Annotated in this window: 17 protein-coding genes and 1 tRNA gene; 9 read left to right on the forward strand and 9 right to left on the reverse strand. The window is 63.5% G+C overall.

Translation table 11 applies throughout. The annotated features are described in order from the left end of the window. Positions 1-23: 23 nt before the first annotated feature. Genes EZV60_RS10485 through EZV60_RS10500 form a run of 4 tightly spaced genes read left to right on the forward strand, consistent with a single transcriptional unit; the run spans position 24 to position 4,810 of the window. Positions 24-1,547 (forward strand): ABC transporter ATP-binding protein, encoded by a 1,524-nt coding sequence (locus tag EZV60_RS10485; protein ID WP_135505190.1) that lies wholly within the window; start codon positions 24-26, stop codon positions 1,545-1,547. Further along, positions 1,534-2,616: an ABC transporter permease gene (locus tag EZV60_RS10490; RefSeq protein WP_135505192.1), complete on the forward strand. Its 1,083-nt coding sequence runs from the start codon at positions 1,534-1,536 to the stop codon at positions 2,614-2,616. Before EZV60_RS10485 ends, EZV60_RS10490 begins: the two co-directional genes overlap by 14 nt. After that, positions 2,616-3,704 (forward strand): ABC transporter permease, encoded by a 1,089-nt coding sequence (locus EZV60_RS10495; protein ID WP_135505194.1) that lies wholly within the window; start codon positions 2,616-2,618, stop codon positions 3,702-3,704. Before EZV60_RS10490 ends, EZV60_RS10495 begins: the two co-directional genes overlap by 1 nt. A 32-nt stretch (positions 3,705-3,736) precedes the next feature. Next, positions 3,737-4,810: a BMP family ABC transporter substrate-binding protein gene (locus EZV60_RS10500; protein ID WP_135505196.1), complete on the forward strand. Its 1,074-nt coding sequence runs from the start codon at positions 3,737-3,739 to the stop codon at positions 4,808-4,810. A gap of 75 nt (positions 4,811-4,885) precedes the next feature. On the opposite strand, the gene EZV60_RS10505 is transcribed toward EZV60_RS10500, so the two are convergent. Further along, on the reverse strand, positions 4,886-5,518 hold the full coding sequence (locus EZV60_RS10505) for a Hint domain-containing protein (RefSeq protein WP_167853498.1): 633 nt from the start codon (positions 5,516-5,518) through the stop codon (positions 4,886-4,888). Positions 5,519-5,580: 62 nt separating this feature from the next. Further along, positions 5,581-5,739 carry a hypothetical protein gene (locus EZV60_RS19080; protein ID WP_167853495.1) on the reverse strand — a complete coding sequence of 53 codons (159 nt, stop codon included), beginning with the start codon at positions 5,737-5,739 and terminating at the stop codon, positions 5,581-5,583. On the opposite strand from EZV60_RS19080, the gene EZV60_RS10510 reads away from it, so the two are divergent. The 3 genes from EZV60_RS10510 (at position 5,738) to EZV60_RS10520 (ending at position 7,824) form a co-directional block, all read left to right on the forward strand. Continuing rightward, entirely contained in the window at positions 5,738-6,358 is a 621-nt protein-coding gene (locus EZV60_RS10510; protein WP_245306268.1) for a DUF938 domain-containing protein, read from the forward strand. The genes EZV60_RS19080 and EZV60_RS10510 overlap by 2 nt on opposite strands. Beyond that, positions 6,358-7,119: a glycoside hydrolase family 25 protein gene (locus EZV60_RS10515; protein ID WP_135505202.1), complete on the forward strand. Its 762-nt coding sequence runs from the start codon at positions 6,358-6,360 to the stop codon at positions 7,117-7,119. The genes EZV60_RS10510 and EZV60_RS10515 overlap by 1 nt, the downstream gene beginning before the upstream one ends. A gap of 96 nt (positions 7,120-7,215) precedes the next feature. Continuing rightward, entirely contained in the window at positions 7,216-7,824 is a 609-nt protein-coding gene (locus tag EZV60_RS10520) for a DUF937 domain-containing protein (protein WP_245306269.1), read from the forward strand. Between the two features lie 38 nt (positions 7,825-7,862). On the opposite strand, the gene EZV60_RS10525 is transcribed toward EZV60_RS10520, so the two are convergent. The 4 genes from EZV60_RS10525 to EZV60_RS10540 form a co-directional block, all read right to left on the reverse strand. Beyond that, positions 7,863-10,370, reverse strand: coding sequence for a GcvT family protein (locus EZV60_RS10525; protein ID WP_135505204.1), 2,508 nt, complete (start codon positions 10,368-10,370; stop codon positions 7,863-7,865). Between the two features lie 148 nt (positions 10,371-10,518). Further along, positions 10,519-12,210: a hypothetical protein gene (locus EZV60_RS10530; RefSeq protein ID WP_135505206.1), complete on the reverse strand. Its 1,692-nt coding sequence runs from the start codon at positions 12,208-12,210 to the stop codon at positions 10,519-10,521. Between the two features lie 101 nt (positions 12,211-12,311). Then, a complete protein-coding gene (gene ggt, locus EZV60_RS10535; RefSeq protein ID WP_210115082.1) occupies positions 12,312-14,054 on the reverse strand; it encodes a gamma-glutamyltransferase in 1,743 nt (580 codons plus the stop codon). A gap of 53 nt (positions 14,055-14,107) precedes the next feature. Beyond that, positions 14,108-15,094: a 2-hydroxyacid dehydrogenase gene (locus tag EZV60_RS10540; protein WP_135505208.1), complete on the reverse strand. Its 987-nt coding sequence runs from the start codon at positions 15,092-15,094 to the stop codon at positions 14,108-14,110. A gap of 103 nt (positions 15,095-15,197) precedes the next feature. Between EZV60_RS10540 and EZV60_RS10545 the strand changes: the two genes are divergently transcribed. Beyond that, complete coding sequence (locus EZV60_RS10545; protein ID WP_135505210.1) at positions 15,198-15,692, forward strand: SH3 domain-containing protein; 495 nt, start codon at positions 15,198-15,200, stop codon at positions 15,690-15,692. A gap of 96 nt (positions 15,693-15,788) precedes the next feature. Further along, a tRNA-Gln gene (locus EZV60_RS10550) sits at positions 15,789-15,863 on the forward strand. A gap of 317 nt (positions 15,864-16,180) precedes the next feature. Here EZV60_RS10550 and EZV60_RS10555 read toward each other — a convergent pair. From EZV60_RS10555 to EZV60_RS10570, 3 genes are all read right to left on the reverse strand, one after another. Then, positions 16,181-16,561 (reverse strand): HNH endonuclease, encoded by a 381-nt coding sequence (locus EZV60_RS10555; RefSeq protein WP_135505212.1) that lies wholly within the window; start codon positions 16,559-16,561, stop codon positions 16,181-16,183. Next, on the reverse strand, positions 16,561-17,991 hold the full coding sequence (locus EZV60_RS10560) for a primase-helicase family protein (RefSeq protein ID WP_135505214.1): 1,431 nt from the start codon (positions 17,989-17,991) through the stop codon (positions 16,561-16,563). The genes EZV60_RS10555 and EZV60_RS10560 overlap by 1 nt, the downstream gene beginning before the upstream one ends. A gap of 1,124 nt (positions 17,992-19,115) precedes the next feature. Next, complete coding sequence (locus tag EZV60_RS10570; RefSeq protein ID WP_135505216.1) at positions 19,116-21,194, reverse strand: calcium-binding protein; 2,079 nt, start codon at positions 21,192-21,194, stop codon at positions 19,116-19,118. Between the last annotated feature and the right edge of the window lie 242 nt (positions 21,195-21,436).

The raw sequence follows: 21,436 nt of genomic DNA on the forward strand, positions 1-21,436 counted from the left end.
GACCGGGGGGGGCAGAAGAGCGAGTGTCGACCACATTGCTGAGTATTCGCGGTCTCACCAAGGCCTATCCGGGCGTCACGGCCAATGATGACGTATCCTTCGACGTGGCCAAAGGCGAGGTGCACGCGCTTCTGGGCGAAAACGGCGCGGGCAAATCCACGCTGGTCAAGATGATCTACGGGCTTGTGAAACCAGACAGCGGCGCCATGACTTTAGATGGCGCACCCTTCGTACCGACCGAGCCGCGCGCCGCGCGGGCTTCTGGCGCGGCCATGGTGTTCCAGCACTTCTCGCTTTTCGACGCCATGACTGTGGCGGAAAACATCGCGCTCGGCATGGAGGACCCACCGCGCCTGCGCGATCTCGCCACCCGCATTCGGGAGGTCTCCGATCAGTACGGTCTGCCGCTCGATCCCGCACGACGGGTGGGCGATCTTTCGGCCGGGGAACGCCAGCGGGTCGAGATCGTGCGCTGCCTGCTGCAAGACCCCCGCCTGCTCATCATGGACGAGCCCACTTCGGTGCTGACGCCGCAGGAGGTTCGGATCCTGTTCGCCACTTTGTCCAAACTGGCCGCGGACGGGGTGTCCATTCTGTACATTTCCCACAAGCTCGAAGAGATCCGCGCGCTTTGCAACCGCGCCACGATTCTGCGACAGGGCCGCAAGGTCGCCAGTTGCCTCCCTGCGGACACCACCGCGCGTGAGATGGCCGAGATGATGGTCGGCGGCTCTTTCAAAACGCCGGCCCGGGCACGCCGCGCGACCGGTGAGATCGCGCTGGAGATCAGCGATCTTTCCCTGCCCCCGGCCTCGGCCTTCGGAACCGCTCTGAAACATGTGGCGCTGACCGTCCGGCAGGGAGAGATCCTCGGCATCGGCGGCGTGGCGGGCAACGGACAGGACGAGCTTCTCGCGGCCCTCTCCGGCGAGATGCGCAGCCGCGCCGACGCGATCCGGCTTTTCGGCCAGCCGATCGGCCGGCTCGGGCCCGAGGCCAGGCGCAGGCGTAGGCTTCTCTCCGCCCCCGAGCAACGTCTCGGCCATGCGGCGGCCCCGGACATGTCGCTGACCGAAAACGCGTTTCTGACGGCTAAGGACCGCGAAGGCCTGGCGCGCCGTGGCTTTATCGGCTGGCGTGCCGCACGCGGCTTTGCGGAAAAGATCATTTCGACCTTCGATGTCCGCACCCCCGGGCCGGACACCGCCGCGCGCGCGCTTTCCGGGGGCAACCTTCAGAAATTCGTCATCGGCCGCGAAATGCTGCAACGCCCCGAGGTTCTGGTCGTCAATCAGCCCACCTGGGGTGTCGACGCCGCCGCCGCCGCGTCGATCCGACAGGCGCTTCTCGATCTCACCGCCAGCGGCGCGGCGGTGGTCTGCATCAGCCAGGATCTTGATGAACTCATGGAGATCTCCGACCGCTTCGCCGTGCTGAACGAGGGACGTCTGTCAAAGGCGCGGACGACGGGCGATCTGTCGGTGGAAGATATCGGGCTGATGATGGGCGGCGCGCACGGCATGGAGGTCGCGCATGCTCCGGCTTGAACACCGCCCCCAGCCCTCGGCGCGCTGGACGTGGCTTGCCCCGCCGCTCGCCGTGCTGATCACCATGATCGCGGGCGGCGCGCTTTTCGCGGCCCTTGGCAAGAACCCCGTCGACACGATCCGCACAATCTTCTGGGATCCTTTATTCGGAGAGTTTGCGTTCTATTACCGCCCCCAGCTTCTGGTGAAGGCGGCCCCCCTGATCCTCATCGCCATCGGGCTCAGCCTAGGCTTTCGCGCGGGCATCTGGAATATCGGGGCGGAGGGGCAGTATATCGTCGGCGCCATAACCGGCGCCGGGGCCGGGCTCGCCTTCTACCCGCTCGACGCGTGGTTCATCTTTCCGCTGATGATCCTCGCAGGCGCCCTTGGCGGCTTTCTCTGGGCGATGATCCCGGCGGTGCTGCGCGCGCGGTTCGGCACGAACGAGATCCTCGTCTCGCTCATGCTGGTCTACGTCGCAGAACAGCTCCTGGCTAAGATGGCCCTTGGGCTTCTGCGCAACCCCGAAGGCCGGGGCTTTCCGGGTTCTCGCAACCTGCAGCAATACGCCCCCGCCCATAACGCCGAGATAATCGCCAATACGGGCATTCACTGGGGCGTCCTGGCCGCGTTCATTGCGGTCATATTCGCCTATATCCTCTTGGCACGCCACGTGCTCGGCTACCAGATCAAGCTGACCGGGCAGGCGCCACGCGCCGCGCGCTTTGCCGGGGTCAACACCGAGCGCCTCGTCTTCATCTGCCTCGGGCTCTCCGGTGCGCTCGCCGGTCTGGCGGGCATGTTCGAGGTCGCGGGCCCCGCCGGACAGATCAGCATCGAATTCAACGTGGGCTACGGCTTCACCGCGATCATCGTGGCCTTTCTCGGCCGGCTGCACCCTTTGGGGATCCAGCTGGCCGGTTTGCTGATGGCGCTCACTTATATCGGCGGTGAGGCGGCGGAATCATCCCTGCAACTGCCCGCGGCGGCGATCCAGGTCTTCCAGGGTATGCTGCTCTTCTTCCTGCTTGCGGTCGATGTGCTCAGCAATTTCCGCCTGCGCCTGTCCCGGACGGAGGCCGCCTGATGGACCTGTCGTCGATCGATCCCGTCGTACTCATGGCGTCGGTCATCGTGGCCTCCACGCCTATTCTTCTGGCCGCTTTGGGCGAACTGGTGGTCGAGCGCGCGGGCGTTCTCAACCTCGGGGTCGAGGGCATGATGATCACCGGCGCGATCTGCGGGTTCGCCATCGCGGTCAACACCGGGTCCCCCCTTCTGGGGTTTGCCGCCGCCGCCGCGGGCGGCGCCGCGCTCTCCTTGCTCTTTGCCCTGCTCACGCAATTCGCCCTGGCAAATCAGGTCGCCTCGGGCCTCGCGCTGACGCTCTTCGGGCTGGGGCTCAGCGCACTGCTGGGTCAGGGCTATGTCGGCGTCAAGCCACCGCCGACGGCGGCGCTCGACTTCGGGCCGCTCACGGACCTGCCCGTTTTGGGGCGCGTGCTTTTTTCGCATGACCTGATGGTCTATGTCGCCCTCGGCCTGGTCGCGGCGGTCTGGGGCTTCCTGAGATTCAGCCGCGCGGGCCTGATCCTGCGCGCCGTGGGCGAAAGCCACGACGCCGCGCATGCGCTCGGCTACAAGGTTGTGCGCGTGCGCGTGCTCGCGATCGTCTTTGGCGGCGCCTGCGCGGGGCTGGGTGGGGCCTATATCAGCCTCGCGCGCGTCCCGCAGTGGACCGAGGGCATGACCGCAGGCGCAGGCTGGATCGCACTGGCGCTGGTGGTCTTCGCCAGCTGGAAAGCGGGGCGCGTTCTGCTTGGGGCCTGGCTTTTCGGCGGGGTCAGCGTGCTGCAGCTCAACCTTCAGGCCGCCGGGGCACAGTTTCCCGTGGCCTCTCTGGGCTGGATCACCCTGGCGGCATGTGCCGCATATTTGGGCTACGTGCTCTGGCAGCGGCAGGAAATTTCAGGGCGCACCCGGGTCATCCTTGGCGTGACAGCCTTCGCCGGCGCGGCCTTTTCTTATTGGAGACAAGGCGTTTACGTGCCGTTTCAGGTCGAATACCTCTCCATGTCGCCCTACTTGATCACCATCGTCGTGCTCGTCATCATGTCGTTCGACAAATCCCGCGCGCCCGGCTCTCTGGGCCGCATCTTTCATGCGTCCCAATAGGGGCGTTTCGTTATTCAACAGGGAGTACCCGAATGTCCGTCCCCCGCATCCTCACAAGCGCCGCCCTGGCGCTCGGCCTCGCCTCCGCCGCCGTGGCGCAGGAGAAGACCAAGGTCGGCTTTATCTATGTCGGGCCCGTCGGCGACGGCGGCTGGACCTACGAACACGATCAGGGCAGGCTTGCGGTGGAAGAACATTTCGGCGACGCGGTCGAAACCGTCTATCAGGAAAGCGTGCCCGAAGGCACCGACGCCGAGCGTGCGATCACGCAGATGGCGCTGCAGGGCGCGGATCTCATCTTCACCACATCCTTCGGCTTCATGGATCCGACGCTGAACGTGGCCGGCAAGTTCCCAGACGTGAAGTTCGAGCACGCGACCGGCTACAAGACCGCGCCCAACGTCTCGACTTATTCCGCACGCTTCTACGAGGGCCGCGCGATCCAGGGCCATATCGCGGGCAAGATGACCAAGTCGAACGTCATCGGCTACATCGCCTCCTACCCCATTCCCGAAGTGATCCGCGGGATCAACGCGGCTTACATTCACGCCCGCAAGGTCAACCCAGACATCGAGTTCAAGATCATCTGGGTCTACACTTGGTTCGACCCGGCGAAAGAGGCCGACGCGGCCACGGCCCTGATCGAGCAAGGCGCCGACGTGATCCTGCAGCACACCGACTCGACCGCGCCGCAATCGGCGGCGGAGAAGGCCGAGGGTGTGATCACCTTCGGTCAGGCCTCTGACATGGCCGAATACGCCCCCCTGCCCCGCGTAAGTTCGATCATCGACAACTGGGCACCATATTATATCGACCGCACGCAGGCGGTCATCGACGGCAACTGGGAAAGCCGGCAGACATGGGACGGGATCGGTCCGGGCATGGTCGAAATCGGCGAGATCACCGACGCCGTGCCGGCGGACGTCAAGGCCGAGGCGCTGGCGATGAAAGAGGCCATCGCGGCAGGCGACTACCATCCGTTCACCGGCCCGCTCAAAAAACAGGACGGCTCGGACTGGCTGGCCGAGGGCGAGACGGCCGATGACGGCACGCTGCTGGGCATGAATTTCTACGTCGAGGGGCTAACGGGCGAAATCCCGCAATAAGCCCCGGCACCCTATGAACAGAGACGGGCCCCGGCGCACCGGAGCCCGTTTTCTGTGCGTGGACAGCGGCGCCCGTTAAGCGAGATAGGCGCTGGCCTTTGCGACCGGGTTCGGCAATGCCGGATAGGCGTAGCGACGCCGCGCCAGGTTGGGGAAAAGGCTCATCAGACGTTCGCGCGCGGCGACGTCGACCAGATGCAGCGCCTTGGGCGACGGGCGGAAGGTTTCCACCGGCAGGCCTTCAGCAGTGATCACCTCGTGCTGGTCGAAGACGAGGTTGTAATAGGTGACATCGCTGGCGGACCGGTCGACGAAAGCCGCGTCGCTGGCCCCGGCGATGGCGTCGATTTGCATCAGGCACGGCTGCGAATCCTCGGCCCCGGCAATCTTGTAGCCCGGGATCAGCGCGCGATGACCGCTGGCGATGCGCAGGTCGCGCGCCGGCATCATCGGCCCGATCGCCCGCGGCTTGAGCCGGATCGGCGCCAACTCCGGAAAACGGCTCATATCCGCGTCCGTCGCGGTCCAGGTCCAGATCATGCGTACCGGCTGCAGCCCGTTATGCCGCGTCACCACCATGTCTCCGGGATGCAACATTTCCACCCGCCGGCCGCCCAGCGGCGTGCGCACCGTCGTCTCTCCGCACAGGCCGGTCAGAAACCGGCGATCCGGCTTTACACTCGACGTCACCGAGGACACAAAGCTCATCAACATTCTCCTGCGTCGCAATTCACTGTTAATCATTCGTGTCCAATGCGACGCATTTGAGGTCAAAAAGTGGTCGTCTCGTGAAACATGCGGTTGATCTGCGGCAACGCTTTGACACCGCTGGTGGTCGTGTCACACTCGGACTGTTCGTCACCACAGCCCCGGGCACAGATCATGGCAAGCCGTTCTTCCGCACCGAAACCCTCCGTTGCCGAACGCATGCCGGACGGCCGCCTGCACGCCCCCTCCGCCCAGCGTAACGCCCAGGCCATTCTGACGGTGCTCAAACAGCACACACCGTCCAAGGGCCGCGTTCTCGAACTGGCCAGCGGCACTGGCCAGCACGCGGTCACCTTCGCCGACGCCCTGCCCGATCTCGACTGGCAGCCCACCGAGGTGGACGCGGCGCGCCTCGCCAGCATCCGGCTCTGGGCCGCCGAGGCGGCGTTGCCCAACCTGCGCGATCCGATCCGCCTTGATGCGACGGCGCCGGGCTGGGGCGCGGATCACGCGGGCCAGGACCTGATCCTGCTGGTCAATCTCCTGCATCTCATCCCCGAACCGGCTGTCCGGACTCTGATCACCGAGGCCGCGGCAGCCCTTGCACCGGGCGGGCGGCTCATGCTCTACGGTCCCTTCCTGCGCAACGGAGAAGCGACCTCCGAAGGCGACCGGGCCTTTCACACCAGCCTGCAGGCGCAGGATCCCGCCATCGGCTACAAGGACGATTTCGATATGGCCGACTGGATTCACGCCGCCGGTCTGGAACTGATCGACCTGATCGACATGCCGTCCAACAATCTCGTCTTCGTGGCCCGCAAGGCCGGGGGCGCGGCCTGATGCGCCCGGGGTTTTTCAGCGTTCTCGCGGCGTGCCTCGCACTTTTTCTCGTCAGTTCTCCGGCCCTGGCGCAGGCCCCGCGTTTCGGCGACAACGACCCGGTTGAATGGAACGGCACGCCGCCCTGGCACTATCCCATTCACGGCATCGACGTGGCGCGGTTCCAGGAAGATGTAAACTGGGACCGGGTGGCGAAATCCGGCATCCGCTTCGCCTATATCAAGGCGACCGAGGGCGGCGACCTGCTCGATCCGAAATTCACCCGCAACTGGCGGCTCGCCTCGCGCGCGGGTCTCGCGCACGGGGCCTATCATTTCTACTATTTCTGCACCCCGCCCGAGGTGCAGGCGCAATGGTTCATCCGCAATGTTCCCAAGCAACGCGGCGCGCTGCCCCCGGTGCTCGACATGGAATGGAACCCGTTTTCACCTACCTGCACCACCCGTCCGCCGGGGGCCGAAGTGCGCCGGCAGGCGAAGATCTTCCTCGACATCCTCGAACGGCATTACGACCAGCGGCCGCTGATCTATACCACGGTGGAATTTTACCGCGAGACCGGCATCGGTCGCATGGCGGGATACGAATTCTGGCTGCGCTCGACCGCCCAGACACTCGACAAGACCTATCCGGGCCAAAGCTGGACCTTCTGGCAATATACCGGCACGGGGATCGTGCCCGGCGTGCAGGGCGGCGTTGACATCAACGTCTTTCACGGACGCCGCACGCAATGGAACTCTTGGGTGAAAACGCGCACGCGCTGAACGCCCGCCGCCGACGCGGGCGAATTCCCCTTACGTCACCCGCCCGGTTCGTGGAATGATTGTAAACACGGCAACGGCACACCGGGAGGGATCACCATGTCGATCATGAAACTGCTGCAACAGGCGCAGGGCGGTCAGTGGCTTGCCCAACTCGCGCAGCAATTCGGGCTCGATGAGAGCACGGCACAGCAACTCACGCAAATGCTCGCCCCGGCCATCGGGTCAGCGGCCAAACAGCGCGCGCAAGAAGGGGAGGCCGAGCGCGTACTCGAAACCTTTCGCGGCGAAAGCCAGGCCAATCTCTTCGACGATCCCGCCGCGGCGGCCAGCGGCGCGGGACAGGCGCAGGGCATGGATTTCCTGCAGACCCTACTGGGCGGCAAGCAAGAGGCCGAGGGGCTGGCGCAGGAGGCCGCCAACCGCGCGGGTGTCGAAAGCTCGACCGTGGCGCAGTTCCTGCCGGCGCTCGCGGCCATGGTGCAGGGCGGGCTGCAGAAAAACATGCCTGACAGCACCATCGACGGGATGGAGGCGCGACTCTCCGGAAGTGGCGGCGGTGGCCTCATTGGCATGGTCGGGGGTCTTCTCGGCGGCAAAAAGGACGCCGGCGATGACAATCCGCTCGGCCCGCTGGTGCAAATGCTCGACCAGGACGGCGACGGTTCGGTGCTCGACGACGTGATCGGCCGTTTCTTGCGTCGCTAAGGCAGAAAGGGCGGCCTTCTGGGCCGCCCCGCTGTCCCTCACCCGTCCTTGCGGATGGTCTCGTTCTTCGGATCATAGGGGCTGTCGCAGGTGACGACCGCATCCCAAAGCTGATCGAACATCTTGACCTTGAGCTTCGTGCCTTCGACCGCCAGCTCGGGCTTGATGTAACCCATCCCGATCGACTTGCCGAAATGCACCGAATAGCCGCCCGAGGTCAGACGCCCGACGCGGCTGCCATCCTCGGCATAAAGCGCCTCGCGGCCCCACGGATCGGCATCTTCCGGCCCGTCGATCAGAAGCGTGCAGCACTTCGACCGCACGCCGGTCTCTTCCAGCTTCGCCTTACCGTGGAAGTCCTTCTCCAGATCGACAAAGCGCGGCAGATCGGCCTCCAGCGGCGTCGCATCGCGGCCCAGCTCGTTGCCAAAGGCGCGGTACGATTTCTCCTGCCGCAGCCAGTTCTGCGCGCGCGCACCCACCAGCTTCATCCCATGCTTTTCGCCTGCCTTTTCAAGCAGATCGAAGAGGTAATTCTGCATCTCGATTGGGTGATGCAGCTCCCATCCCAGCTCGCCGGTATAGGCCACGCGGATCGCGTTGACCGGGCACATGCCCAGCTCGATCCGCTGCGCCGAAAGCCATGGGAAGCGCTTGTTCGACAGCGCCGTCTCGGGCTCCGCGTCCTTGATGACTTCCTTAAGGACATCGCGCGACTTCGGTCCGGCAATGGCGAAGACACCGTATTGCGAGGTCACGTCCTGGATCTCGATATAGCCGAACTCGGCCATCTTGTCCTCGGCGGCCTTGCGCAGGTAATCCGCGTCGTACTCGGTCCAGGCCCCCGCGGAGACGAGATAGTACTGGTTCTCGGCCTGCCGCACGATGGTGTATTCCGTGCGCGTGGTGCCATGCGCGGTCAGCGCATAGGTGAGGTTGATGCGGCCCACTTTCGGCAACTTGTTGCAGGTGAACCAGTCGAGGAACGCCGTCGCTCCCGGCCCCTTTACAACGTGCTTGGTAAAGGCCGTGGCGTCGATCAGACCCACGCCATTGCGGACGGCTTCGGCCTCGGCCTTGGTATACTCCCACCAGCCGCCGCGACGGAAGCTGCGCGCGTCATGGTCGAAATTGTCATCTGCGTCGAGGGGGCCGTAGTAGTTGGGACGCTCCCAACCGTTCACGAAGCCGAACTGCGCACCACGCGCCTTCTGCCGGTCATAGGCCGGCGCGGTGCGCAGCGGGCGACAGGCGGGACGCTCTTCATCCGGATGGTGCAGGATATAGACGTGCTCGTAGGCTTCCTCGTTCTTGCGCGCGGCGAACTCGGTCGTCATCCAATTGCTGGAATACCGCTTGGGATCCAGGCTCGCCATGTCGATCTCGGCCTCACCCTCGACCATCAGCTGCGCAAGGTAATAGCCCGTGCCACCTGCGGCGGTGATGCCGAAGGAAAACCCTTCGGCCAGCCACATGTTGCGCAACCCCGGCGCGGGGCCGACCAATGGGTTGCCATCGGGCGTATAGCAGATCGGCCCGTTGAAATCGTCCTTCAGACCCACCTCTTCCGTCGAGGGAATCCGGTGGATCATGCTCATGTATTCCTCCTCGATCCGCTCCAGATCGAGCGGGAAGAGATCGGCCCGGAAGCTGTCGGGCACGCCATACTCGAACCGCGAGGGCGCGTTGAGCTCGTAGGGCCCGAGGATCCAGCCGCCGCGCTCTTCGCGCACATACCACTTGGCGTCGGCGTCGCGCAGCACGGGGTGCTCTTCGCCGCCCTCTTTGCGGTACTTGACCAGCTCGGCATCGGGCTCGGTCACGATGAACTGGTGCTCGACCGGGATCGCCGGCATCTTGATGCCCAGAAGTTTCGCAGTGCGCTGCGCGTGGTTGCCCGAGGCGGTGACCACATGCTCGGCGCTGACCACGATCTGCTCGTCAGAAGGCACCAGGTTGCCGCCCTTCTCGACCATCTTCGTCAGGGTCACGTCCCAGTGATCGCCTTTCCATTCGAACCCGTCGGCCTGCCACTTGCGCTCGATCGTGACACCGCGCTGGCGCGCGCCCTTGGCCATCGCCATGGTCACGTCGGCCGGGTTGATGTAGCCGTCGGTCGGGTGATAGATCGCACCTTTCAGGTCGTCGGTGTTGACCAGCGGCCAGCGTTCCTTGATCTGCGCAGGGCTCATCCACTCGTACGGCACGCCGCAGGTCTCGGCGGTGGTGGCATAGACCATGTATTCGTCCATGCGCTCGTCGGTCTGCGCCATGCGCAGATTGCCCACGACCGAGAAGCCCGCGTTGAGGCCGGTCTCGTCTTCCAGGGTCTTGTAGAACTTGATGGAATAGTCGTGGATGTGGGTCGTCGCGAAGGACATGTTGAAATAGGGCAAAAGCCCCGCGGCATGCCAGGTCGAGCCGCTCGTCAGCTCGTCGCGCTCGATCAGCATCACATCGTCCCAGCCCGCCTTGGCCAGGTGATAGGCGATAGAGGTCCCGACGGCGCCGCCACCGACGATAAGGGCTTTGACTTGTGTTTTCATGGGCTGCGACTCCTTGCGCTCTTAGCGCGTTGTTTATCACGCCTGTGGCCGCAAGGCGGGTTCAGCCGACATAGTGAAGTGCAAAAACGACGCGCGGCGCCCGTCGGGACGCCGCACAAAAGTTTTGGTCGTTTTGTCGCGCTGCGGCTCAGTCGCAGAAGCTCCCGACGCAGCGGGTGCCGCCCGACTGGCCAGAGTTGGACAGCTGTAGGCGCGTTGGCTTTTCACCGGTCGTGAGGCCCGCGGGCTCCTGCGCGCTGAGCGCACCGCCATCGCCCTTGATCTTGCCGGTGATCTTGCCCAGAAGTCCCGCGACCGCCCCACCGCGAGTGCCGCGTGCCGCCTCGCATTCCAGCCGGTACCGATGCGCGACCCAGGCGCAGCTGTCCACCGGCAGGGCATGGCGATCTTCAAAGGCGCGCGCCACGACCATCAGTCCAAGCTCCATCTCGGCCTCGCTGGCGTCGTGGCTTTTTATGAAAGCGTCATAGCTGTCGGGATCCACGGTCATGGAAATCGCCATGCCGCCCGCCGCATCGGTGGATTTCGTGTCGATTTCCATCAGAACCTGGCCCAAATTCGCGGCATGAAGCGGCCCGTCGCGATCCGTGGCGGTCGCGTTCAAAGCCTGCGCAGAGGTCCCCGCGACACTCGGCGCGGTGACGTCCAGCCCCAGTTCGGCCGCCAGTTCCGGCGACATCTCGGGTGCCGGCGCCTCCTCGTCGAGGCTGGCCATGGCGGCGGCCTCGGCATCGGCCAGAACCACCACGGTTTCCACCATCCGGTTCACGTCCGCCTTGACCTCTGCCGCCGACTTGCCCGACCGCACGGACTTGGCCGCCACGTGATAGGCCGCGTCGATCAGCATGCCCAGATTCACATCCTGCCCGCCGGTGATGTCCATCAGATCGACCGTCCCGCCGAATTGCTGGGCGTAGGTGTTCACGATGAGCGCGTTGGTGTCGATATTCTCGATCCGGTACTGGGCCTCCCGGGCGCGCAGCGACACGAATTCGTCATGTAGCGTGTCCATCGCCAAGGCCATGTCGGCCCCAGCGATCCCGTCCGGCAGCGTGGCGTCGTTTCCCACCCCGGCCATCGGCACCGGCAAAAGCCGGTTCAGACCATCATAGTCGATCCGGCTGAGGATCTCGTTGGTCGAGGCGCTTCCGGCATTGGCGTGGACGCGCACCGTGACCTCGTCACCGAACCCGATCCGGCCTTCGAGAATCCGGTAATGGTATTTGCGCTTGCCGTCCTGCGTCAGCCTTTCGACAAAGCCCACACCGCCGATGGTGTCATAGCCCAGCCGGTCCTTGAAATGACCGAAATCCGCGCCAGTCAGCACGCTGGCGACCAGCCCGATCATCGAGTTGTTGTCAGGCTTCTCGCGCAGATCAACCTCGACGAACACCGTCTCGTTGCCGCGCTCGTAGACAAAGCTGCGCGTGGCGCGCTCCTTGGCCTCCTTGACCTTCTTCTTGCCTTCCATCTGCTGCAGCAGGGTCTCGCCCGCGCCGTCGTCCTTCTTCTTCTCGGGCGGCGGCATGATCGCACTATCGTCGCCCTCCAGAAGCGCGCGGCGCGTCCAGCCCTCGGGCGCCTCGGGCAGATACTCCGCCCCGCCCCGGCGCCAGGCAGACTTGCGCTCCTTTTCCGCCGTGGCAGCGGCGGTTTCGGCCTTGGCGGCGTTGAACCGGCCCGGCACGGTCTCGGCATAAGCGCTCAGCGGCATCTGGCCCAGCGAAAAGCCCGCCTTTTTCGACTGGTCGAAATAATCGACGCCGGCGACAAGGACTCCGGCGACCGCAACAAATCCGATGGCGTATGAGTTGACCATGTATTCCGCTCCACAAGTAACAGTGGCGCGACGTTGCCGGTCAATTTTGTCAGCAATTCGATCCGGTGGCGGCGATTTTCCGGCCCGGCGCCCTGCCGACCTCACTCGCCCAGCGCAATCCCCTCGCGCCGCGGGTCGGCCCCGCCGCGCAAACGTGTGCCAAGCGAAATCGCGTGCACGCCCGAAACCAGCGGCGACAGCAACACCTCGAACCCCAGATCGGCCAGCTCCAGCGCCAGCCGCGCGCCGGTCAGGCCCGGTTCGATGTCGAAGGGCCCGAACCGGTTGACCAGATTAGGCAGGTCGATGGCCGCTTGCACGTCAAGGCCCCAGTCGAGGTGCGCGATGATCGTCTTGGCGACATAGCCGATAATCCGGCTGCCCCCGGGGCTACCCACCACCAGCACCGGCGCCCCGTCCTTCAACACGATTGTCGGCGCCATTGACGACCGGGGCCGCTTGCCCGGCTCGACCCGGTTGGCAATGGGCCGCCCCGCGTCGTGGCTGGCGAAAGAGAAATCCGTCAGCTCGTTGTTCAGCAGGAACCCCCGCACCATGAGGCGCGAGCCGAAGGCGTTCTCGATGGTCGTGGTCATCGACAGCGCATTGCCGTCGGCATCCACGATGGAAATATGCGAGGTCGAAGGGAACTCGATCGACCTGTCATCGGCCCAGTTCAGCGAATGATCGAACTCGGGCGCGCCCGGGCTGACCTCCGGCAGCGCGTCATCTCCGCGCAAAAGCTGCGCGCGCGCCTTCAGATAGCCGGGATCGAGAAGCCCCTCCTCAGGCACCGGCACGAAATCCGTATCGGCCATGTACCGCCCCCGGTCGGCAAAGGCCAAACGGCTGGCATCGCCGATCAGCCGCCACGCCTCCGCCGCATCCGGGCCAAGCCCGGCCAGATCGTAAGGCGCCAGCAGGCCCAGGATCTGCCCGACCGTCAGCCCGCCCGACGACGGCGGCCCCATGCCGCAGACCTCGTGCGCCCGGTACGTCACGCAGACCGGCGCGCGCTCCTTGACCCTGTAAATGGCCAAATCCACGGGCATCAGAAGACCGTCCGCCGCCTGAACGGTGGCGGCAATATCCTGCGCGATTTCGCCTGCGTAAAAGGGATTTGCGCCTTCACGGGCCAAAATCCGCAAGGTCTCGGCATAGTCCGGATTGCGCAGCCGGCCGCCCGCCGCAATCGCCGTGCCGCCAGGCAGGAAATACTCCTGCGTCGTCGCGAACCGGCTCAACCGTCCGGCATCGGCGGCGACCATGGTGGCCAGACGCGGCGACACCTCAAAGCCCTCCTCGGCCAACCGGATCGCCTCGGCGAACAGGCCCGCCCAATTGGCACGGCTCCAGCGGCGATGCGCCTCTTCCAGAAGCGCGGGCGTGCCGGGCACGCCGACCGACCGCCCCCCCACGACCGCGTCGTAGAACTCCATCGGCGCGCCGTCTTCGGTCTGAAACAGACGCGGCGTCGCCGCCAGCGGCGCGGTCTCGCGCCCGTCAAGCGTGGTGATCTCGCCGGTCTCGGCGTCGTACCACAGCAGGAACGCGCCTCCGCCCAGGCCCGAGCTTTGCGGCTCCACCAGCCCCAGAACGGCCTGCACCGCGATCATCGCATCCGCCGCGCTGCCGCCAGCCCGCAGCACCGAAGCCCCGGCCTCCACCGCATAGGGGTTGGCCGCCGAGATCATCCAGTTTTCAGCTTCGACAGGACGGCCCGCCGCCTTGGCGTCCTGCGCGGCGCGCACCGCGTCGGACAGCGCCACCTGTCCCGCGCCGGCGACCTCGGGCTGCACCGCGTCCGCGGCCTGCTGCGCCCACGCGCCCGCCGCCAGCATCATCGCCACGGCCAGAGAGATCAGCAACTGAATGGCCAGCCCTCCCGAATGGCGCGTCACAGCATCGACGGCACGACCTGGTCGGGCGGGCGATGGCCGTCATCGAAGGTCTTGATGTTCAGCAACACCTTTTCGCCCATCTCGATCCGCCCCTCCCGCGTGGCCGAGCCCATATGCGGCAACAGCACCACGTTCTTCAGCTCCCGCAGCCGCGGGTTGATCGAACTGCCATGCTCGTAAACATCAAGCCCCGCGCCCGCGATCTCGCCCGCCCGCAGCATCCGCGTCAGCGCGTTCTCGTCGATGATCTCGCCCCGGCTGGTATTCACGATCACCGCGTCGGGCTTCATCAGCTTGAGCCGCCGGGCGTTCATCAGGTGAAAGGTCGACGGCGTGTGCGGGCAGTTCACGCTCAGCACGTCCATCCGCGCCACCATCTGATCAAGGCTTTCCCAGTAGGTCGCGCCGACCTCGGCCTCGACCTCGGGGCGCAGGCGATGGCGGTTGTGGTAATGGATCTGCATGCCGAAGGCCGCCGCACGCCGGGCCACGGCCTGCCCGATCCGACCCATCCCCAGAATGCCCAGACGCCGCCCCGCCACGCGTCCGCCCAGAAGGGCCGTGGGCGACCAGCCGCTCCAGTCGTCGCCCTGCATCACGGCCAGCCCCTCGGGAATGCGCCGCGTGACTCCCAGGATCAGCGCCATGGTCATGTCGGCGGTGTCGTCGGTCAGCACCCCGGGCGTGTTCGAGACCAAGATGCCGCGCTGCCGCGCGGTGTGCACGTCGATATGGTCCACCCCCGCGCCGTAATTCGCAATCAGCTTGAGCCGGTCGCCCGCCTGCCCGATGAGGCCCGCGTCGATCCGGTCGCTTAGAGTCGGCACCAGCACATCGGCGGTCGCCATCGCCCGGGCCAGCTGCTCGCGGGTCATCGGCGTATCGTCCTTGCGCAACGTCGTGTCGAACAGCTCGGCCAACCGCCGCTCCACGACCTCGGGCAAGCGTCGCGTAACGACAACACTCAGGCGCTCAGATGGCATGAAGCGTCTCCTCCGTCTTCCAAAACTCCGACCTCCCTGCCACAGTGGCGCAGGAACGTGCGGGGCACAAGAACCCCGACCCAAAGCTGAGCGGTAGAAAACCATGAAAAGCCCCTGCGCGGCGCTCTGCGCCCTTGCTATGTTCGCCGGCAGCCTGGCCATGGCCGAGGAACGCGGCCCTGTGACCAACCTGCCCCTGCCCCGCTTCGTGTCGATGAAGGCCAGCGAAGGCAATGTGCGCCGCGGGCCAAGCCTGACGCATAGGATCGACTGGGTGTTCAAGCGTCGCGACCTGCCGCTCGAGATCACCGCCGAGCACGGCCACTGGCGGCGCGTGCGCGACCGCGACGGCGCGGGTGGCTGGGTGCATTACTCGCTTCTGTCGGGCACCCGCACGGTGATCGTCGAGGCCGAAATGGTCGATCTCCTCTCACGGCCCGATCCGGCCTCGATGACGGTGGCGCGGCTTGAAGCCGGAGTCGTCGCGCGCATCGACGAATGCGCCCGGGACTGGTGCCGCCTGCAGGCCGGCGGCTATCGCGGCTGGGTGCAGAAACACCATCTGTGGGGCGTGCATCCCGGAGAAATCCTGGAGTAGCCCGACCCCGGGTAGGGAAATCGACAAGGCGCCGGAAATTTTTCGCATGCCGGGCTTGAACCGCCCCGCCGACCAGAGTAATTAGCCGCGCACAGTTGGGGTGTAGCCAAGTGGTAAGGCAGCGGTTTTTGGTACCGTGTACCGTAGGTTCGAATCCTACCACCCCAGCCAAGCACTCCTCAGCTTTAAACCGATGACCCGTGCGGGTGACACTCGGGTGAAAAGTGCCCCGAATAATGCCCCCGCGACGGGTGCCTCGGGTGACGTCCGACGAGGTGCGGCGGAGGCCCATCCCACGCGGTCGACCCGAGAGCAACACCTTCGCGCTTTCCCGTGTCCCGTCGCTTGCCGACACGCGATGCCGGTCTAGGACCTCACCCGCAGCCCCGTGGAGTGAGCAAGAACCGTGATAGTTTCGAACGCCGTCTCCTCGTCGCACTGGTCGTCGTGGTCGGCCTTCTTGCGGCTCTTGCCTCGTACACGAACGGTCAGAGGTAGTCCGGATCGACCCCGTACGCCCAGTTCGCCCAATCGTCGCGCTTGTTGTCCGCCTGCGAGCCGATCTCCAGGTGCGCAGGGTTGATGCACGTACGCTCGTGGCACCGGTGACGGACGACGTGGTCGCGTGAGGCTGCCACCTCGTTCAGGACGCAGTGGATGAAGCGATAGGCCTCCCACTGGTGCCCTCGGAAGCGGACCTTGCGGGGTTTGGCGGTGTCGGTGACCAGACAGCCGTTCTCGTCCTCACGCGCCTCTCGGATGAGCGAGAAGGCCCGTTGCCGGGCCTCCTCAAGGTGGTTCTCTAGAATGGTGCGAAGCCGTGCCTCGCTGTCGTCTTCAAAGAACGGAAATTCTGATTTCGACTGCATCAGTGCAGCTCACCCGCGAACAGATTGACGATCGACTCCGATGTTTCGTCTTGGCCCTCGTCGGGGAGGAGCGGATCGGCGATATGCTCCGCAATTAGCTGGGAGTACCCGTCCGGTCCGCGAACCTTACCCCGCTCAATCCAGAAGCCCTCTCGCACCCAGATGGCAAGCGCGTAGTCCTTGCCGTCCCACTTGGCCTTGATCTTCGACCAGCCGAGCTCGGTCATCATGTGACGCGTGGAGTTCGGGTTCTGTTTCAGGTCCTCACGAATGAGCCTCATCACGTCGGCTTCGGGCACCGCGTGCTGACGTCGTTGAGCCAGCATTTCCGCCAGCTGCGCCCTGACGGTCTGCTCGGACGCCCCTTGGATACGACGCATGATGGGCGTGGCGTCGCGTTCGACGTTCAGGGTCTTGGCGGAGAACCGATCGCCCACCTGACGTTCCATGAGCGACCGATAGAGGCCCGCGATTGCTCTTTCGTCTTCCATGAACGCGTGAAGCCGTTGAACCAGAGCCGCGAAGTCATCAGCTCGCGGGCCGGTCGCGTGGCCGTCGTGGTCAATCTCGATGACGTAGTATCGACGGTCCTCGGCCTCGATCCAAAGAGGAAGGTGGTTCGTCGTGAAGAGGAAGCAGCAGCAGTGCTCGACTTGCTCGGCGTCCTGACCCTTCCGCTCGGTCATTATCTGGCGTTCGGTGAGGTAGGTCTTGAGCGCGTTGCCTTGCGAAGAATCCTGTCGGAGATGTAGTTCCTCGCAGATCACCAGCTTTCGCGTCAGGACCGTCGCGTTGAACCGTCCCGTAAGCTTGTCCACGTTGTTTTGGGTGACGACGTTGCCCTCGCCGAACAATCTGGCCGCCATCTGGCAGAGCGTGCTCTTCCCGGAGCCCTTGGTCTTGGAATAGAGGAAAGGAGCCCAGTTTGGCTTGTCTCCCTCGTTCTGCAAGCACCACGCCAGCCAGTCGAGAAACTTCTCCTTCTCGCCCTCGCGCGTGAACATCGTATCCAAAAACTCACCGGCGACACCCCAGTCCGGGGCGACGTCTTCGATCAAACGGTAGCCCGGGCGACGCCACGAGTTGACTGCGACGGCGCCACGCTCTCGGATGGTCGATCCGTCGACGTCCGGCGCGCAGTATTCTCGACCGTTCCACACCGGGATGGTTTGTCCCGGGATCGCGTGTTTCCTTTCAATCGCTTGCTGGAAAACCGCTTTGAGCAACGGCTGAGGGAGCTCGATGTCGGAGAACTCATCCCGGAAACGATCCAAGGCAATCATTACGACGTCGTCCTTGGAAAGCTTGGTGCCGAGGCGGTTGACCTCGTAGTACTTGCTGTCTCGTCGGACGAACCACGAGCAAAGGGCCTCGGTGAGGCGTTCGAAATCGGCTTGCGCGTAGGTCTGGTCTTCTTTCTGTCTAATCATTCTCTTTCTTTCAAATATTGGGGTGTAAGAAGCCCCTCCAAGCCCCTTCCAGGAGCAAAATCTTTACGAGGAAAACTTCTACTAACGGCCCCTGGCGGAAACCGCCTAAAATCAATGACTTAGAAAATGGACATTTCGGTGGATTCTGGCGTGGGAAGGACCCCGCAAGGTCCGCTTCCGAGGGCACCAGTGGGAGGCCTATCGCTTCATCCACTGCGTCCTGAACGAGGTGGCAGCCTCACGCGACCACGTCGTCCGTCACCGGTGCCACACGCGTACGTGCATCAACCCTGCGCACCTGGAGATCGGCTCGCAGGCGGACAACAAGCGCGACGATTGGGCGAACTGGGCGTACGGGGTCGATCCGGACTACCTCTGACCGTTCGTGTACGAGGCAAGAGCCGCAAGAAGGCCGACCACGACGACCAGTGCGACGAGGAGACGGCGTTCGAAACTATCACGGTTCTTGCTCACTCCACGGGGCTGCGGGTGAGGTCCTAGACCGGCATCGCGTGTCGGCAAGTTACCGGCGGGAAGAAGCGCGAAGGTGTTGCTCTCGGGTCGACCGCGTGGGATGGGCCTCCGCCGAACCTCGTCGGACGTCACCCGTGGCACCCGTCGCGGGGGCATTATTCGGGGCACTTTTCCCCCGAGTGTCACCCGCGCGGGTCATCGGTTTAAAGCTGAGGAGTGTCTGGCTGGGGTGGTAGGAGACCCTGAAAGCCCAAGAAACCCAACGGAAACCTTAAGCGACCACTCCGATCGGGGCACTTTCCGGGGGCATTCCCCGGAGAAAAACAGAACGGAAGGGTCCCGGGGGTGGAGGCCGAGTGGGAGGCGAAGGAGGGTTTCTCACGGGGTTCGGGGGCTTTAAAGCGGACGATGGTGAGGCCGGGGTCGCGAGGGAGGTGGTGGACTGGTTGCGGTGTCGGAGGTCGTTGGGAAGCAGTCGTTCGGCGTGGCGATGGTGGATGTCGGCTGCGCGGACTAAACAGTCGCTCGCCCGAATTGCTCAAACTGTCGATTACGGCCCTTAGCTGCCATTCGTGCATCTCTCGGCGAATTACGGCAGATAGCACTTGGCGGGTTTCTGTGAAGCTGAACGCGACAAATGGTTTAAGCCCTTAGAATATTTCTATGTTTGCCGCTGTCACCGTCGCGTTTTGCTCGAAGGTGGCAATCAGCACCTGCTCGGCGGCTCCTGTGCCATCCGGATCGAACCAAAGCTGGCCCGAAGTCTGATCGAAAATGAATCGGTCCGAGGCATCTGCCGCGCCCGTGCCGTTAGCGAAGGCATTTGGGTCTAACACGCCAGCGGCCATGCCGATAAATTCTGTGGCTTTCATCAGAAGCTGGTCGCCTTCGTTCGCGTCATTGACGTTGAAGTCGATGATGCGGTCTACGTTGTTGGGGCCAATCGTGCGGTCGAAGACGAAGGTATCGGCCCCTGCTTGCCCTTTCAGCGTATCACGGCCCTCGCGCCCTATGATGAAATTTGCAAACGGAGTTCCTACGATGGTGTTGTTCAGACCATTTCCGATCCCGTTGAAGATCGCCGGATCGCCATCTTTCGTATATACCTTCTGCATGTAAAGATTCTCGACATGGGCTGGCAGGGCGTAGGAACGGTAGGCCAAGGCTGTATCGACCCCCTCGTTGAATTGTTCGACGATTGTGTCACCTGGCGCGCGGACGAGGTAACGGTCATTGCCCAAGCCGCCGACGAGCGTGTCGTTGTTCTTACCGCCATCGAGAACGTTGTCGGCCTCGTTGCCAGTGATGCGGTTGGTCAAACCGTTGCCCGCGCCAATGGTGGCTGTGCCGGTCAATTCCAGATCCTCGATGTGCTTTCGCCCCATTCGGAAATCGACAGAGGATATCACCGTATCGTGTCCAGCCCAGCTACGGCTTTCAGAAACCTGGTCACCAACTTCATCTACATAAATCATGTCAGAGCCGGGCCCGCCGATTAGAAGGTCTGCACCTGGGCCACCATCAAGAGTGTCGTCGCCGGAACGGCCACTTAAACTGTCATCAGAGCCACCGCCTATCAACTCATCTGCGCCAGCTGAACCGAGCAAAGTGTCAGAACGCGACGAGCCGATGGCGCCTTCAATATCGATCAGTTGATCGGTGCCTTCGTCGCCGATGGCCTGACGCGCGCGCAAATCAACCTTCACCCCGTAGAGGGGATAAAGGAATGGGCTAAAGTATGATACAAGATCATGACCTGAACCGCCCTCGAGCGTATCATTCCCTTGATCGCCAAAAAGCGTGTCATTCCCGGAGCCGCCGTTCAAGATGTCGTCCCCGCGGCCTCCATCTAGATCGTCGTCGCCTTCTTGACCCTCCAGGGTATCGGAGCCGTCGTCGCCAAATAGACGATCATTTTGCGCGCCGCCGTCCAGATAGTCATCTCCATCTTGGCCAGAGATGGTGTCGAGCCCATTGCCTCCGAAAATGCGGTCGTTGTCGGTTCCGCCAAAAATGTGATCATTGCCGTCATTGCCAGATATCGTATCGCGATCTGCGTATTGTGTGGTCGCAGCGTTGCTGCCTCCTTGGAGGTAGTCGTCTCCCGGCCCACCATTGATCACATCGGAGCCGTAACCACCATAAAGCCCGTCATCGTCATTTTCTCCATTGAGAAAATCGTCGAAATTGCCGGTCCATACCCTGTCTGTCCCATCTCCGCCGAAGACAGTGGTCGGACCATCGGCACGAATCCAGTCCTCGCCCCCCTCGGCATTGATGAGGTGCGGAAGTAGTCCCCGGAAATCAAAGTTGTCACCCCGGTCCGTTCCTACAAAGTTGCTTGTAAATACGCCTCCTCTATCCGAAATGCTTAACCTCACGGCATCAAAAAATAACAGATCCGTCAGCATCTGTTCGTCTTCGGCCAAGAGCGTTTTGAGAAAATCCGTGACCGGAACAAACGAACTAATGTCCCGAATGTGTTCCATCGGACCGAATGTTTCCAGAACTATAATGGTCTGGATCGAGCCCGTATACGGAAGCAACTGACCCTGGAAGTACCGAAATGGTTCGGCTGCGTTCAAAATGGTCAGACTGCCATCGCGGTTAAGAATTTCGATCCTTCCGCTGTCAGCGCTAAGAACGGAATTCTCGAAATCAATGCGCGGCAACCACTCTGGGTAGTTAGCTGCAATCGGGTAGGTTGTGTAGGTTACGAACGATGCCAAAGAATAAAATTCCCTTACCCTGCCACGCTAACGGGCACTTAGCAGGCGTTTTATTGAGGATTGTATTTTAACCTCAGCCATCCGATCCACCTTGACGCAAATCAATGGGACAAGAGTAGTGATGCGTAGCAAAAATTGCTCGCGCGCGAGGCGTATAGGTAATCACTCTACGAAAAGTTTGGATGTAGATACCTGAGGCTCTCGGCATCCTAGAATAAGGTAACGACTAGCCATGAAATGTG

Origin of the sequence: Roseovarius aestuariivivens (genome assembly GCF_004761875.1) — a bacterium.
Taxonomy (GTDB): domain Bacteria; phylum Pseudomonadota; class Alphaproteobacteria; order Rhodobacterales; family Rhodobacteraceae; genus Roseovarius; species Roseovarius aestuariivivens.

Bases quoted from the DNA above. Each gene is read 5' to 3' on its own strand.
- EZV60_RS10500 (WP_135505196.1), top strand. From the start codon at position 3,737: ATGTCCGTCCCCCGCATCCTCACAAGCGCCGCCCTGGCGCTCGGCCTC.
- EZV60_RS10515 (WP_135505202.1), top strand. From the start codon at position 6,358: ATGCGCCCGGGGTTTTTCAGCGTTCTCGCGGCGTGCCTCGCACTTTTT.
- EZV60_RS10530 (WP_135505206.1), bottom strand. From the start codon at position 12,210: ATGGTCAACTCATACGCCATCGGATTTGTTGCGGTCGCCGGAGTCCTT.
- EZV60_RS10545 (WP_135505210.1), top strand. From the start codon at position 15,198: ATGAAAAGCCCCTGCGCGGCGCTCTGCGCCCTTGCTATGTTCGCCGGC.
- EZV60_RS10495 (WP_135505194.1), top strand. From the start codon at position 2,616: ATGGACCTGTCGTCGATCGATCCCGTCGTACTCATGGCGTCGGTCATC.
- EZV60_RS10525 (WP_135505204.1), bottom strand. From the start codon at position 10,370: ATGAAAACACAAGTCAAAGCCCTTATCGTCGGTGGCGGCGCCGTCGGG.
- EZV60_RS10490 (WP_135505192.1), top strand. From the start codon at position 1,534: ATGCTCCGGCTTGAACACCGCCCCCAGCCCTCGGCGCGCTGGACGTGG.
- ggt (WP_210115082.1), bottom strand. From the start codon at position 14,054: ATGATGCTGGCGGCGGGCGCGTGGGCGCAGCAGGCCGCGGACGCGGTG.
- EZV60_RS10505 (WP_167853498.1), bottom strand. From the start codon at position 5,518: ATGAGCTTTGTGTCCTCGGTGACGTCGAGTGTAAAGCCGGATCGCCGG.
- EZV60_RS10555 (WP_135505212.1), bottom strand. From the start codon at position 16,561: ATGCAGTCGAAATCAGAATTTCCGTTCTTTGAAGACGACAGCGAGGCA.
- EZV60_RS10520 (WP_245306269.1), top strand. From the start codon at position 7,216: ATGTCGATCATGAAACTGCTGCAACAGGCGCAGGGCGGTCAGTGGCTT.
- EZV60_RS10510 (WP_245306268.1), top strand. From the start codon at position 5,738: ATGCCGGACGGCCGCCTGCACGCCCCCTCCGCCCAGCGTAACGCCCAG.
- EZV60_RS10560 (WP_135505214.1), bottom strand. From the start codon at position 17,991: ATGATTAGACAGAAAGAAGACCAGACCTACGCGCAAGCCGATTTCGAA.
- EZV60_RS19080 (WP_167853495.1), bottom strand. From the start codon at position 5,739: ATGCGTTCGGCAACGGAGGGTTTCGGTGCGGAAGAACGGCTTGCCATG.
- EZV60_RS10540 (WP_135505208.1), bottom strand. From the start codon at position 15,094: ATGCCATCTGAGCGCCTGAGTGTTGTCGTTACGCGACGCTTGCCCGAG.